Source organism: Pseudomonas sp. NPDC079086 (assembly GCF_044542155.1).
Lineage (GTDB): Bacteria > Pseudomonadota > Gammaproteobacteria > Pseudomonadales > Pseudomonadaceae > Aquipseudomonas.
Map to the genome: position 1 here is coordinate 617808 of NZ_JBITTY010000002.1, position 12921 is coordinate 630728.

General features: G+C 61.8%; 15 protein-coding genes. All 15 read right to left on the minus strand.

The genetic code is table 11. The features are described from left to right. Nucleotides 1-3: 3 nt before the first annotated feature. Nucleotides 4-933 (minus strand): esterase/lipase family protein, encoded by a 930-nt coding sequence (locus ACIGEK_RS12385; protein WP_397493601.1) that lies wholly within the window; start codon nucleotides 931-933, stop codon nucleotides 4-6. Between the two features lie 123 nt (nucleotides 934-1056). Next, entirely contained in the window at nucleotides 1057-1608 is a 552-nt protein-coding gene (locus ACIGEK_RS12390) for a glutathione peroxidase (protein WP_397493602.1), read from the minus strand. Nucleotides 1609-1648: 40 nt separating this feature from the next. After that, nucleotides 1649-1774: a hypothetical protein gene (locus ACIGEK_RS12395; RefSeq protein ID WP_397493603.1), complete on the minus strand. Its 126-nt coding sequence runs from the start codon at nucleotides 1772-1774 to the stop codon at nucleotides 1649-1651. Then, nucleotides 1771-2979 carry an MFS transporter gene (locus tag ACIGEK_RS12400; protein ID WP_397493604.1) on the minus strand — a complete coding sequence of 403 codons (1209 nt, stop codon included), beginning with the start codon at nucleotides 2977-2979 and terminating at the stop codon, nucleotides 1771-1773. Before ACIGEK_RS12400 ends, ACIGEK_RS12395 begins: the two co-directional genes overlap by 4 nt. Nucleotides 2980-3136: 157 nt before the next feature. Continuing rightward, nucleotides 3137-4015: a hypothetical protein gene (locus ACIGEK_RS12405; RefSeq protein ID WP_397493605.1), complete on the minus strand. Its 879-nt coding sequence runs from the start codon at nucleotides 4013-4015 to the stop codon at nucleotides 3137-3139. 37 nt (nucleotides 4016-4052) lie between these two features. Beyond that, on the minus strand, nucleotides 4053-4778 hold the full coding sequence (locus ACIGEK_RS12410) for an adenosylcobinamide-GDP ribazoletransferase (RefSeq protein ID WP_397493606.1): 726 nt from the start codon (nucleotides 4776-4778) through the stop codon (nucleotides 4053-4055). Next, complete coding sequence (gene cobC, locus ACIGEK_RS12415; protein ID WP_397493607.1) at nucleotides 4775-5350, minus strand: alpha-ribazole phosphatase family protein; 576 nt, start codon at nucleotides 5348-5350, stop codon at nucleotides 4775-4777. Before cobC ends, ACIGEK_RS12410 begins: the two co-directional genes overlap by 4 nt. Further along, entirely contained in the window at nucleotides 5347-6402 is a 1056-nt protein-coding gene (gene cobT / locus ACIGEK_RS12420) for a nicotinate-nucleotide--dimethylbenzimidazole phosphoribosyltransferase (RefSeq protein ID WP_397493608.1), read from the minus strand. The genes cobC and cobT overlap by 4 nt, the downstream gene beginning before the upstream one ends. Continuing rightward, a complete protein-coding gene (gene cobU, locus ACIGEK_RS12425) occupies nucleotides 6399-6920 on the minus strand; it encodes a bifunctional adenosylcobinamide kinase/adenosylcobinamide-phosphate guanylyltransferase (RefSeq protein WP_397493609.1) in 522 nt (173 codons plus the stop codon). The genes cobT and cobU overlap by 4 nt, the downstream gene beginning before the upstream one ends. Beyond that, nucleotides 6913-8370, minus strand: coding sequence for a cobyric acid synthase (locus ACIGEK_RS12430; protein ID WP_397493610.1), 1458 nt, complete (start codon nucleotides 8368-8370; stop codon nucleotides 6913-6915). The genes cobU and ACIGEK_RS12430 overlap by 8 nt, the downstream gene beginning before the upstream one ends. After that, nucleotides 8367-9359 carry a threonine-phosphate decarboxylase CobD gene (cobD, locus tag ACIGEK_RS12435; RefSeq protein ID WP_397493611.1) on the minus strand — a complete coding sequence of 331 codons (993 nt, stop codon included), beginning with the start codon at nucleotides 9357-9359 and terminating at the stop codon, nucleotides 8367-8369. Before cobD ends, ACIGEK_RS12430 begins: the two co-directional genes overlap by 4 nt. Continuing rightward, on the minus strand, nucleotides 9352-10260 hold the full coding sequence (gene cbiB / locus ACIGEK_RS12440; protein ID WP_397493612.1) for an adenosylcobinamide-phosphate synthase CbiB: 909 nt from the start codon (nucleotides 10258-10260) through the stop codon (nucleotides 9352-9354). Before cbiB ends, cobD begins: the two co-directional genes overlap by 8 nt. Further along, nucleotides 10257-10904: a 5,6-dimethylbenzimidazole synthase gene (gene bluB / locus ACIGEK_RS12445; RefSeq protein WP_397493613.1), complete on the minus strand. Its 648-nt coding sequence runs from the start codon at nucleotides 10902-10904 to the stop codon at nucleotides 10257-10259. The genes cbiB and bluB overlap by 4 nt, the downstream gene beginning before the upstream one ends. Next, nucleotides 10901-12205, minus strand: coding sequence for a cobyrinate a,c-diamide synthase (locus tag ACIGEK_RS12450; protein ID WP_397493614.1), 1305 nt, complete (start codon nucleotides 12203-12205; stop codon nucleotides 10901-10903). The genes bluB and ACIGEK_RS12450 overlap by 4 nt, the downstream gene beginning before the upstream one ends. Continuing rightward, on the minus strand, nucleotides 12205-12816 hold the full coding sequence (cobO, locus tag ACIGEK_RS12455; protein WP_397493615.1) for a cob(I)yrinic acid a,c-diamide adenosyltransferase: 612 nt from the start codon (nucleotides 12814-12816) through the stop codon (nucleotides 12205-12207). Before cobO ends, ACIGEK_RS12450 begins: the two co-directional genes overlap by 1 nt. Nucleotides 12817-12921: the final 105 nt, after the last annotated feature.

Below are 12921 nucleotides of genomic sequence, written 5' to 3' on the forward strand. Positions count from 1 at the left end.
AGGTCAGACGCCTTTGCTTTTCAGGCGGTTGGCATGCTGGCGATACAGCGAAACCGGCTCGGTCCAACCGCGAATACCGAACAGATGGTTGATCGCATCCACATGGTTCATGTTGTAGCCATCACCGATCACCTGCCCCAGGTAGGTGGAGCAAACGCCGACCAGGCCGTCATTCTTCTCGCTACCAAAGGCCAGCCCAGTGATTGCCAGGAACGGGTCGACCGCATCGAAGACGTTGGTGTAGGACGTATTACCGGTCCAAGAGAAGTAACGAATGTTGTATCCCCGTACATTCTGTACTTCAGTCGATTTGGCGCAGTAGCTGCTGCTATTCACGCCCCAGGGGTGGCGACCGTTCAGCGCAGTGGTGCCCGCAGTGGTGAGGGTTTTCAGCGCAGCCAGGCCGTTCTGCGGATTACTGCTGCCGGAAAGCAGGTTGATCACCGCACCGATAGCATTTGCCAGCCCGTTGGCACCACCTTCAATGGCACTATTTGGGGGGATAATTCCGCGCAACACATCGGCCACTTTCGAGCCTTTATTCACACCGTTGACCGAAGTCACCGAAGCCACCAGATCCGGGCGCAGCGAGGCGGCAACACGCGAGGTTGGCGAACCCTGGCTGTGGCCGATCAGGTTGACCTTGCCGCCATTGGCACTGGCCCATGGCACGATCTGCTTAGCTAGTGCTGCACCGCGCTGTTCGCTGTCATTGAGTGCAGACACGCTGGCGACATAGACCTTGGCGCCATCGCGCTCAAGGTTCCAGGGGATAGTGTGGAAGTAATTGATCAGACCGCCGATGGTGTCGAAACCGGTCACCCCGTGCACCAGCACGATCGGGTATTTGGTCTGGGTATATCCCGCGGCTTGGGCCTCAACCGCGCCGACCAAGGCAGCGGCAGCTAGAGCAGTAGTAATAACGCGACGCATGGGTGCCTCCTTATTTTTCTTGTTGGCACGCCGGGAAACTGCGTCCGGCGTACCCACAACTCTAAGGAGGTACTGGGTGGTGGGCTATCGCCCAGATGGGTGAGGCGCTATTCCGTCAGGGTTTCAACGCTGCGAAGCGATGGCCTTCTCGACGGCAGCCAGTATTGCTGGATCGTCCGGGGTGGTACTGCTGGGGAAGCTGGCGATCACCTTGCCCTGAGCGTCGATCACATATTTGGAGAAATTCCAACGCGGCGCCTGGCTTTGCGCAGCGAGCTCCTTGAATAGCGGCAGTGCGTCGCTACCGGTAACACGCTGGGTTTCACTCATAGGAAAGGTCACGCCGTAATTGACGTAACAGACCTTGGCCGTTTCTTCGCTGCTATCGGCCTCCTGACGAAAGTCATCAGAAGGTACGCCGAGAATCTGCAGGCCCTGCTCCTTGTAGCGCTGATAGAGCGCTTCGAGGCCTTTGAACTGCGGGGTAAAGCCGCAGAAGCTGGCAGTATTGACCACCACCAGCGGCTTGCCGGCGAACTCTTTGCACAGATCGATACGCTCCACGCTGCGCAGTTTCTGCACGTCCCCCTGCAACAACGCTGGGCATTCGGCGGCCTGCGCATGGCCAATCCAAGCACTGAGCAGAACGACAACCAGCTGGGAAAAACGCCACATACGCATCACCTTGAGTAACTGGAAAGACGGACTAACAGCCTTAACATACGCCCAAACCCAGCTGCAGAAAGGCCAGACCACTTTGCAGCCAGCCCCACCAGGCCAGGCCCAGGGCTAACATGCCCGCCAGCACCAGCGCGGTGTTCCAGCCATAGTCGGTATTCATGCATTCACCTCCTGTTGTTGCAAGCGCGCCACGGGTAGCTCGCGAACCGGCCAGTTCAGTGCGGCGGCCAGTAGGCTGAGCAGCACGGCAAGCTGCCAGACAAGATCATAACTGCCAGTATGGTCATACAGATAGCCGCCCATCCAGCCGCCGAGAAAAGCCCCCAATTGGTGGAACAAAAAGACGATACCGCCGAGCATCGACAGATTGCGCACGCCGAACATCGTCGCCACCGTGCCATTAGTCAGCGGCACCGTGGACAGCCACAACAGGCCCATGGCCACGCCAAAAGCATAGGCGCTCCACACCGTCAGTGGCGTCAGGATAAACGTCACAATCACCACCGCACGGGCTAGATAGAGCGCACTGAGCAGGCGAGGTTTGGACATCCGCCCGCCTAGCCAGCCGGCAATATAAGTGCCGAAAATATTGAACAGTCCCACCAGAGCCAGCACTGTGGTGCCGACCAACGCGGGCAGATGCTGATCGACCAAATAGGCCGGCAAATGCACACCGATAAACACCACCTGAAAACCGCAGACGAAAAAGCCCAACGCCAACAGCCAGAATCCGGAATGGCTGCAGGCCTCGCGTAAGGCCTCGCCTAGCGTCTGCTCCTCGCCGGTCTGCGGTAACGGCGTGTCCTTGAGCATCGCCGCCAGCGGCACGATCAGCGCTACCAACAGGCCCAGGGCCATCAGTGCTACCGACCAACCGAGCCAGCTAAGCAGGCCCAAGGTGCCAGGCAGCATAGCGAATTGGCCGAAGGAGCCCGCCGCCGCCGCGATGCCCATGGCCATGCTGCGTTTTTCCATCGGCACGGCACGACCCACCGCCCCGAGAATCACCGAGAACGAGGTGCCAGACAAACCAATACCAATCAACAACCCGGCACTCAGCGACAAGCTCAGAGGCGAGTCGGCCAGCCCCATGCAGCCCAGACCAATGGCATACAGAATGCCGCCAACAATCACCGTACGCTTGGCACCGAAACGGTCAGCCAGAGCACCGGTAAACGGCTGAGTCAGGCCCCAGATCAGGTTTTGCAAGGCGATGGCGAAGGCGAATACCTCACGACCCCAGCCAAACTCGGCGCTCATCGGCGGCAGGAACAGGCCAAAACCATGGCGAATACCCAGAGAAAGTGCCAGGACCAGGGATGCGCCCAGCATTAACCAACCACTGGTGCGCCATAACGAAGTCATACGTTGTCCTTTCCGGGAAGCGACCCGCTTAATAGAGAAATCGGCAATGTCGCGCAGGTATATACCCCAAGCTGCTCAGATGACAGCTACAGCTGCTCGGCAATGCAGTGCTACAGATTGCACCCTGAATGAGACATGCCGGCAAGCCGACCATCGGCTAATCAAAAAGCAGCGGCGCGGCGCTAGCGCGCTGAGCGAAAAACTGCAGCAACTGCTCGTGGTAATGGTCGAAGACCTCGGGCGGCAACCAGCGCTGGTAGATCGCCAGGGTGCCGGCGGGCTCTGCTGAAACCTCACGAATGGCTTGATCAAGACGCCCAGCCATCCGTGCGCCCCATGGCGTACGTGAGCAATAGATGCCAACGGTCACCAGTTCAGCGTTCTCCCGCAAGGGCACGCTGACCAGCTCATCACTGAGGCTAAAATGGCGCATTACCTCGGTGTAGATCACCGGGTAATCGAAGACATAATCCAGACGACGATGGCTGACCATCAACAGCAGGTTTTCCCCACCCAGGCTACCGCCTAACTCAGGGATCTGTCCTGCGGCATGGGCCTGGAGCAGGCGCTCACGAATTGACGCTGGATAGGTCCGGCTCTTGGCCAGAGCGCCGCGCAAGTTGGGATTACCGAGCAGCCAGTCGAGGCTGACGTGGCCGTCTTCGATCAGCAGTTGATCCATGGCTTCCCGACGTACCAGCACATGCATAGGCGTGGTCGCCACATAGGGTACGAAGTAACCCAGCTGATCGCGCTCGGGGCTCTGCAACTGGCCACTGCTGCACATTTCGCCCTGCTCGCCCATGCGCTGCTCGATGCGGGATATCGGCAATACCTCATAGCGCATCTGCAGCTCGGGCAGGCGTGCAGCCAGCAACTGCATGGTCTCGAACAGCACGCCATCAACTACCTTATCATCGCGCACATTGAAGGCACCCGGGATCGGCACGATGCCCCACACCAGCTCATCGGCCTGCAATACGCCTGCACACCCAAGCAATGCAGCCAACAGCGTCGAGTAAAGCGACCTGCTCACCATATACATCCCTGCTACATCTTGCTGTCCTTACACGCTAGCAGGCCAGAGCCAACAGCACCGAGCACTCGGCTATTTCCAGCAGCGCTCCGGCGGTATCACCGGTGGCGCCACCCAGACGTTTGAGCATCAGGATGCGCAGCCAGATAAAGATGACCCCGGCTACCAGCAAGGCAAGCAGCGCCGGCCAACCGAATAGCAACATCGCCACAGCGTTGGCGCCCAGCATCCAAGGCAATTGTTGACGAGGTAGGTGCTCGGCCAGGGCCTGACCCAAGCCGCCTGCCCGCACATAGGGGGTAGTAAGAAACAGCACCGGCAACAGACAACGCGCCAGCCAAGGCACCAGCAACAGCAGCAACCCGGCGCCACTCTCCAGCAAGGCCACCAGCGCAGCAAACTTGAGCAGTAGCAGCAGTACCAGCACCACCACCGCAATCGGCCCGCTGCGTGGGTCCTTCATGATCGCTAGGGTGCGTTCTCTATCGCCAAAGCCGCCGACCCAAGCATCGGCGCTGTCAGCCAGGCCATCCAGATGCAGACCGCCGCTGATGCCCACCCACACCGTTAGCAATAATGCTGCCTGCAACAACACTGCGCTGTCACTCAGCAGATGCTGCGCGAAGAGCAACAACAGGCCGATCAGCAGCCCCACCAACGGATAAAACAACAGCGATCGGCCGATCTGCTCAGGCGCCGGCATACCGGCCAACGTCACCGGCAGACGAGTGAGAAATTGCAGGGCAATCCACCAGGGCGTCATGCGCGTTCCCACAACTGTCCCTGTTCATCCAGGCACAACTGAAAACGCTCAGCATGGCCCACTACCACCTGCAGCAGGTCATTGCGCGGCAAACCGCGGGCTCGCGCCAACAGCAGGCGTATGACCCCGCCATGGGTGACCAACAACAGGCGCTCGCCGGCATGGCGCACCTGCAAACGCTGCAAGGCGCGTAATATCCGCGCCTCGAAGGCCAGCAACGGCTCGCCTTCAGGCGGAGTAAACCCATAGGGATCACTCCAGAAACGGCCCAATTCCTCTGCACTGGTCTGCATCAACTCGGCAGTGTTACGCCCTTCCCATGCGCCAAAATGCAGCTCTTGCAGATCCGGCTCCAGGCTCAGTGGCACACCCTGTTGCGCAGCCAGTTCTTCGGCAAAGCGTGCGCAGCGCTGCAGCGGCGAGCTGATCAGCCGATCCCAGCGACTGCCATCAGCCACCGCCGCGCGCAACTGCGCCCAACCGGTTTCGGTCAAGGCATCGTCGAGGCTGCCGCGCAGGCCGCCGCCCAGTTCGGTTTCACCGTGGCGCAGCAATTCCAGATAGATCGTCATGCCGGACGCTCGGCCACCGCCGCCTCAGCAAAAGTGGCCATATCGTTATGCAGGCTGCAGGCCAGCTGCAGCAGCGGTACGGCCAAAGCTGCACCACTGCCCTCACCCAGGCGCAGACCAAGATCGAGCAGCGGCTCAGCTTGAAGCGCTTTCAGCACCCGCTGATGGCCTGGCTCTGCGCCGCAATGGGCAAACAGCAGCCAGAAACGACATTCCGGGTTGAGACGCACCGCCAATAGCGCGGCAACGCTGCAGATAAAACCGTCCACCAGGGCGGTGATGCCCTGCTGCGCGCAGGCCAGATAGGCACCGCTCAGCGCTGCAATTTCGAAGCCGCCGAGGCGTTGCAAGATATCGATGGGCTCGCTGATCTGCGGTCGATGCAGCTCCAGTGCGAGCTCGATCACCTCGGCTTTATGCGCCACGCCTGCACTGTCCAAGCCGGTACCGGGGCCGACCATTTCCAGCGCGGCGCACTCCAGCAGTACACAGGCCATGGCTGTGGCCGCCGTGGTATTGCCGATGCCCATTTCGCCACCGATAAACAGCTGGCTGCCGGCTTCACGGGCGCGCTGCACGCTGGCCTGGCCGGCATCCAAAGCCTGCAGTAACTGCGTGACAGACATCGCCGGGCCCTGGGCGAAGTTCTGTGTACCTGCACCGAGATGCAGATGATGCACGCCGCGCAGCGGCTCCAGCGGCAGCGCGGTGCCCAGGTCGATCACCTCAAGCGTTGCGCCCAGCTGCTTGGCCAATACACTGATCGCCGCGCCACCACTGACGAAGTTGCGCAACATCTGCCCAGTGACGGCCTGAGGGAACGCCGATACACCTTCGGCGACCACGCCATGGTCGCCGGCAAAAATGCTGATCCACAGCTGCTCGACCTGCGGCCGCTGACTACCCTGCATGGCCGCCAACTCAACCGCTAAGTGTTCCAGCTGGCCGAGCGAGCCGGCCGGTTTGGTCAGCTGTTGCTGGCGCTCACGTGCCTTGTTGCGCGCGGGTATGTCCAGCGCCTTACAACCCTGCTGCCACCATTGCTCACTCATAACGCTTCACCCTTGAGAACCATCGGCAGACCTGCCACGGTAAACACCACGCGCTCACAGCGCTCAGCAATGGCCTGATGCAGCCAGCCCGCCTCATCGACATAACGGCGGGTCAGCTCGCCCAGCGGCACCACACCCAAACCGGTTTCATTGCTGACCAGCAGAATCCTTCCCGGCAAGTCGTTGAGACAGTCCAGCAGCGCATCGCGCTCGGCGCTCAGGCGCGCCGGATCATCCAGCATCAGCAGATTGGTCAGCCACAAGGTCAGGCAATCGATGAGCAGGCACTTGTCCGCCGCAGCCTGTTCACGCAACACACGGGCCAGGGCAAGCGGCTCTTCCACCAGCCCCCAATGCACCGGACGACGCGTACGGTGATGTTGGATGCGCGTATTCATCTCGCCATCCAGTGGTTGGCTGGTGGCGATATAAGTCACCGCCAGCCCGGACTGGGCCGCCAGCCGCTCGGCCAGACGGCTTTTACCGGAACGGGCACCGCCGAGAATCAGTTCACGCATGGCCTACCCCACATAACTCGCGCAGCCGGGCAGTATCCAAATGCGCCTCGACCAGATCGGCCAGACGCTCGATATCGCGTTCACGCAAGGCGTGGTAATCCACCTGCTGCACCTCGCGCAGGCCAGCCCAGCGCAGCAGTGCGCTGCAGGCTTCCGGGGTTTCAAACAGGCCATGCAGATAGGTGCCGAGCACCTGGCCATCGGCGCTCAGGCCGCCATCGGCGCGACCATCGTCGAGTCGCACAGCCGCACTCAAACCTGGGCCAGAGCTGACCCCAGCATGAATCTCGTAACCGCTGACCGGAGCATTTTCCAGGCACAGCTGGCCGCGCACATTGCGTAGCTGTTTCTCCGGCTCCAGCACGGTAGTGAATGCCAGTAGGTCCAATCCATCACTGAAACCCGCCCCCCCCTCAAGCCCATGCGGGTCGTCGATCTGCGTGCCGAGCATCTGCAAACCGCCGCAGATACCCAGCAGCTTGCCGCCATAGCGCAGGTGCTTAGCGATAGCCGCCGGCCAGCCCTGCTGACGCAGAAAAGCCAGATCGCTGCGTACGCTTTTCGAGCCGGGTAGGATAATCAGGTCGGCCGCAGGAATGGCCTGGCCCGGGCCGACAAAGGTCAGCTCGACCTGAGGATGCAGGCGCAGTGGATCGAAATCGGTGTGGTTGCTGATGCGTGGCAATACCGGCACCACCACCTTGAGCACCTCGGCCGCCTTGGCGCTCTGACGAATATCAATGGCGTCCTCGGCCTCCAGGTGAAAATCCATCAGATAGGGCAATACGCCGAGCACCGGTTTACCGGTGCGCTGCTCCAGCCAATCCAGCCCAGGCTGCAACAGGGCGATATCTCCGCGAAAACGGTTGATCACAAAGCCCTGCACCCGCGCCTGCTCGCTCTCGGAAAGCAACGCCAGGGTGCCAACCAGATGGGCAAATACGCCGCCCTTGTCGATATCGGCAATCAGAATTACCGGGCAGTCCACGGCTTCGGCGAAGCCCATATTGGCGATATCACCGGCGCGCAGGTTGATCTCGGCAGGCGAGCCAGCGCCCTCCACCATCACCACAGGATAAGCGGCGCTTAGGCGCTGGTGCGACTGCAGCACCGCCTGCATCGCCACCGTCTTGTAGTCGTGGTAAGCAACGGCATCCATGCTGCTGAGAGCGCGGCCATGAATGATCACCTGGGCGCCAGTGTCGCTATTGGGCTTGAGCAATACCGGATTCATGTCGGTGTGCGGCGCTAACCCGGCAGCCTGGGCCTGTACCGCTTGAGCGCGACCGATTTCTCCGCCATCGGAGGTAACCGCACTGTTAAGCGCCATATTCTGCGGTTTGAACGGCACCACGCTAACGCCCTGACGCTTGAGCCAGCGGCATAGCGCGGTTACCAAGGTGCTTTTGCCGGCATCGGAAGTGGTGCCCTGCACCATCAGAGTGGTCATGACTGTTCTCCGTCAAAGACCACCAGCGCCTGCTGCAAACGCTGCCAGCCGGCTTCATCAGACGGCAGACCAAAGCGCAGGCTCAGCGGTGCTTCAAACAGCCGGGTGAGAATGCCCTGCAAGGCGAGAAATTCATGCAACAAGGCCGCCTGTGGTGTGCAGCAGAACTGGAACAGGGCGCAACCGCCTGTTGGGCTGAGCCCATGCTCGATCAACAGCGCGGCCAGGCGCTCACCATCGGCCATCAGCCGCTCGCGTTGCGCCTGCTGACCGGCGAGGTCTTGCAACAACGCAGTGGCCACCACCCGGCTCGGCCCACTGATGGCCCAAGGCCCGAGTAGCTCGGCCAGTTGCGCCAGCAGTTGCGGCTGCGCCAGGACAAAGCCCAGGCGAATGCCCGCCAAGCCGAAGAACTTGCCAAACGAGCGCAGCACAATCAGCCCTGGTAACTCGCTGAACGCGGCCAGGCTGAGCGCGGGCGTGCAGTCGATAAAGGCTTCATCCACCACCAACCAGCCGCCACGCTCGGCCAGGCGCCGGTGCCACTCCAGCAAACGCGAAGGTTCAATGCAGCGCCCGGTGGGGTTGTTCGGATTAACCAGCAGCAAGACATCAATGCGTTCCAGCGCCCGCTCGATTGCCCCCTCGCTGAGCTCTAACAGGCGATGCCCTTCACGCTGCCAGGCAGCCGCATGCTCGGCATAAGCCGGCGAAACAATGCCCACCGTAACGTGGCGCAGCAGGCGCGGCAGTGCCTGGATCGCAGCTTGCGAACCGGCCACCGGTAGCAAGTTGGCTACGCCGTAGTAATCCCGCGCAGCGATTTCCAGACCGTCCTGCTGCTCGGGCAAGCGCGCCCAGGCACTTGCGGGAATCGCCGGTAGCGGCCAGCCGTATGGCGCGATACCGGTAGACAAATCCAACCACTCCGCCAGGGCAATGCCATAACGCAGCGAGGCCGCGCGCAGCCGGCCACCATGTTCAAGCATAAGCAAGCCCCCACAGCACTAGCAGCGCCAACCACAGCAACACGCCACCGTTGACCAGATTGAGTGCCCGTTCGATATCGCGTGCCTTGGGTTGCGGGCCCGCGCCCAGCTCGGGTCGTATATGCATCTCACCGTGATATTCCGCCGCGCCGCCCAGGCTAACGCCCAGCGCCCCAGCGCCTGCAGCCATCACCGGACCGGCATTCGGGCTGTCCCACAGCGGCGCTTGGTTTCGCCAGCAGCGCAGCGCCAACAGCGTTCGGCCGAGCACTGCATAGGTCAGGGCCACTAAACGCGCAGGAATGTAATTAAGAACATCGTCGATCTTCGCCGCAGCCCAACCGAAACGCTCATAGCGCTCATTACGATAACCCCACATGGCGTCCAGGGTATTGCTCAGGCGGTACAACACCACACCAGGCGCACCGGCAATAACAAACCAGAACAGCGCGGCAAACACCGCGTCACTGCCGTTTTCCAGCACCGACTCGCTGCCCGCGCGGGCCACCCCAGCAGCATCCAGTTGTGCGGTATTGCGGCTGACCATATAGCCGACCCGTTCGCGGGCCAGACGCAAATCACCCAGACGCAGCGCCTGGGCTACCGGCATGGCATGTTCGCCCAGGCTTTTCAGGCCAAGAGCGGCGTACAGCGCAAGAATTTCCACCGCCCAACCCAAGCCGCTGATCTGGCTCAGCAGCCAAGCCAGCAACGTTAGCGGCAACACCGCCAGGCACCAGGCGCTGACGCCGTGGCTGCGCCAACCGCCGCCCGCCGGATTGAAGCGCTGCTCGATACGCTCGGCCATACGACCAAAGGCCACTAGCGGATGCCAGCCCTTGGACTCGCCAAAAATCGCATCCAGTGCGACCCCAGCGCAGGTGCTAAGCACCAGGCTCATGGCGTGCCCCACTGGTTCTCGAACAGCAACTCACTGAGCGGCCGCGGCACGGCCCAGCCTTGCTGCACCAGCATCGGCGCCTCATAGAACTCCGTCACCGGCCCCAGACACAGCACCGCCAGCGGCTTACTGCCGGTCGGCATAGCGAGCAAATCTGCCAAGGCCAGCGGCTCGAACAGTGACACCCAGCCCATCCCCAAGCCTTCGGCGCGCGCCGCTAGCCAGAGGTTTTGAATCGCGCAGGCCAGCGAAGCCAAGTCCATTTCCGGCAAGGTGCGCCGCCCAAATACATGGGCCTCGCGGCCCTCCATCAGGGCCACCACCAGCAGCTCGGCACAGTCGCGAATACCCTCGACCTTTAGCTGCATAAATTCGTCACTGCGCTCGCCCAGAGCCTCGGCGGTACGCACGCGCTCCTCCTCCACCAAACCGTGAATCGCCTCACGCAAGGCCGGGCGGGTGATGCGAATAAAGCGCCAGGGCTGCATCAACCCGACGCTGGGGGCCTGATGCGCGGCTTCGAGCACGCGCGCGAGCAATTCGGGAGCCACCTCGCCGCCGCTGAAATGACGCATATCGCGACGCTCAGCAATAGCGCGATACACCGCCGCGCGCTCTAGCGGGCTAAAGGCTTGCTCACTCATGCAGGCACTCCAGGGAGAAACAGCGCAGCGGCGGCAGCCGGATCGGACGGCAGGTAGAAGTGAATATAGGAGGCCGTCATCCGCCCCTGGCGATAGACCGCCTCACTGGTGCGTTTGTAGTTCGGGCACTCGCCACGGGTCAGCGGTTGCAGTTCGCTGCTAAGCGCCGAGTAGTGAAAGCTGTGGCCGCGTAACAGCCCCTCAGGCAACTCAGCCTGCTGCAAGGCCATGGCGGTCATGCGTGGTTGCAGGCTCGCCTCGCCGCTTAACAAGCCAAGCATCTGCCCGCTGGCGCCTTGCTTATCGGTCAGTTTGTCGAGCAGATAGAGCATGCCGCCACACTCGGCGTGGATCGGTTTGCCGATGGCATGGTGCGTACGAATCGCCTCAGCCATGGGCTGGTTGGCCTCAAGCGTGGCCAGATGCAATTCCGGGTAACCGCCAGGCAGATACAGGCTATCGACCTCGGGTAACTGCGCGTCTGTCAGCGGTGAAAAAAACTTCAATTCGGCGCCCAGTTCGCACAACAGATCGAGATTGGCCTGATAGAGAAAGGCAAAGGCACTGTCGCGTGCCACGCCAATCCGCACCCCCTTGAGCAAGGGTGCGGGCCTTGCCTGCTCCGGCGCGGCGAAGCTGACGGGCGGCGGCAAACGGGTATCAGCACTGGCGGCCAGGGCATCGGCAGCGGCATCCAGGCGTGCATCCAGATCGGCCAGCTCGCCGGCCTGCACCAGGCCCAGATGACGGCTCGGCAAGCCAACTTCGGCACTGCGCGGCAAGGCGCCGTACCAGCGGATCGAGGCCGGCAGCGCATCACGCAGAATCTCGCCATGCCGTGTGCTGCCAACCCGATTGCCGAGCACACCGGAAAATGGCAAATCAGGCTGAAAGGTCGCCAGACCATGGGCCATGGCGCCAAAGGTCTGGGCCATGGCAGAGCCATCGATCACCGCCAGCACCGGCACGCCAAAGTGCCGGGCCAGATCAGCCGCCGAGGGCGTGCCATCGAACAGGCCCATTACCCCTTCGATCAGAATCAGGTCGGCTTCACCTGCCGCCTCCCAAAGCAACCGGCGACTCTCCGCCTCGCCAACCATCCACAGATCAAGCTGATACACAGGTGCACCGCTGGCGCGGGCGAGAATCATCGGATCGAGAAAGTCCGGGCCACATTTGAACACCCGCACGCGCTTGCCTTGGCGCGCGTGCAACCGTGCCAGGGCAGCGGTTACGGTGGTCTTGCCTTGGCCGGAAGCCGGTGCAGCGATCAGCAGTGCAGGACATTGACGTGCGGGCATCAGTACTCCACCCCTTTCTGCGCCTTCACCCCGGCCTTGAACGCATGCTTGACCAGGCTCATTTCAGTCACGGTATCCGCCGCCTCAATCATCCCCGGCAGCGCACCACGACCAGTCACCACCACATGCTGCAGCAGCGGCCGCGCTTCGATATCGGCGAGCACCACGTCGAGTTCCAGGTAAGCGTATTTCAGCGCGATGTTCAGCTCGTCGAGCACTACCAGGCCAACGGCTGAATCATTCAGCAACTGCGCAGCCACGGCCCAGGCTTCACGGGCTTTATCGATATCACGTTGGCGATCCTGGGTTTCCCAGGTAAAGCCCTCGCCCATCACGTGGTAGCTGACTTCATCGGGAAAACGGCGAAAGAAGGCTTCTTCGCCGGTACTGGCCGCACCCTTGATAAATTGCACCACGCCAACCTTGAGGCCGTGGCCCAAGGCGCGGGCGACCATGCCGAAGGCGCTGCTGCTCTTGCCCTTGCCATTGCCGCTGTGCACCAGCAGCAGGCCGTATTCGTCCTGGGCCTGGGCAATTTTTTCATCGATCAGGGCTTTCTTGCGGGCCATGCGCGCCTTGTGCCGGGCGTCACGCTCAATCGATTCAGTCATCGCACTGCTCCACCGCCACAGGGCGATCTGGCTGGAAAAAGCATGCGGAGATAGGGACAGCGCGGGCCTACGCATAGCGCAAACCACACGCCAGCCATCGCCCTC

Excerpts from the sequence above, each read along its gene's own strand:
- ACIGEK_RS12385 (WP_397493601.1), bottom strand. The coding sequence starts at position 933 with ATGCGTCGCGTTATTACTACTGCTCTAGCTGCCGCTGCCTTGGTCGGC.
- ACIGEK_RS12390 (WP_397493602.1), bottom strand. The coding sequence starts at position 1,608 with ATGTGGCGTTTTTCCCAGCTGGTTGTCGTTCTGCTCAGTGCTTGGATT.
- ACIGEK_RS12395 (WP_397493603.1), bottom strand. The coding sequence starts at position 1,774 with ATGAATACCGACTATGGCTGGAACACCGCGCTGGTGCTGGCGGGCATG.
- ACIGEK_RS12400 (WP_397493604.1), bottom strand. The coding sequence starts at position 2,979 with ATGACTTCGTTATGGCGCACCAGTGGTTGGTTAATGCTGGGCGCATCC.
- ACIGEK_RS12410 (WP_397493606.1), bottom strand. The coding sequence starts at position 4,778 with ATGACGCCCTGGTGGATTGCCCTGCAATTTCTCACTCGTCTGCCGGTG.
- cobC (WP_397493607.1), bottom strand. The coding sequence starts at position 5,350 with ATGACGATCTATCTGGAATTGCTGCGCCACGGTGAAACCGAACTGGGC.
- cobT (WP_397493608.1), bottom strand. The coding sequence starts at position 6,402 with ATGAGTGAGCAATGGTGGCAGCAGGGTTGTAAGGCGCTGGACATACCC.
- cobU (WP_397493609.1), bottom strand. The coding sequence starts at position 6,920 with ATGCGTGAACTGATTCTCGGCGGTGCCCGTTCCGGTAAAAGCCGTCTG.
- ACIGEK_RS12430 (WP_397493610.1), bottom strand. The coding sequence starts at position 8,370 with ATGACCACTCTGATGGTGCAGGGCACCACTTCCGATGCCGGCAAAAGC.
- cobD (WP_397493611.1), bottom strand. The coding sequence starts at position 9,359 with ATGCTTGAACATGGTGGCCGGCTGCGCGCGGCCTCGCTGCGTTATGGC.
- cbiB (WP_397493612.1), bottom strand. The coding sequence starts at position 10,260 with ATGAGCCTGGTGCTTAGCACCTGCGCTGGGGTCGCACTGGATGCGATT.
- bluB (WP_397493613.1), bottom strand. The coding sequence starts at position 10,904 with ATGAGTGAGCAAGCCTTTAGCCCGCTAGAGCGCGCGGCGGTGTATCGC.
- ACIGEK_RS12450 (WP_397493614.1), bottom strand. The coding sequence starts at position 12,205 with ATGCCCGCACGTCAATGTCCTGCACTGCTGATCGCTGCACCGGCTTCC.
- cobO (WP_397493615.1), bottom strand. The coding sequence starts at position 12,816 with ATGACTGAATCGATTGAGCGTGACGCCCGGCACAAGGCGCGCATGGCC.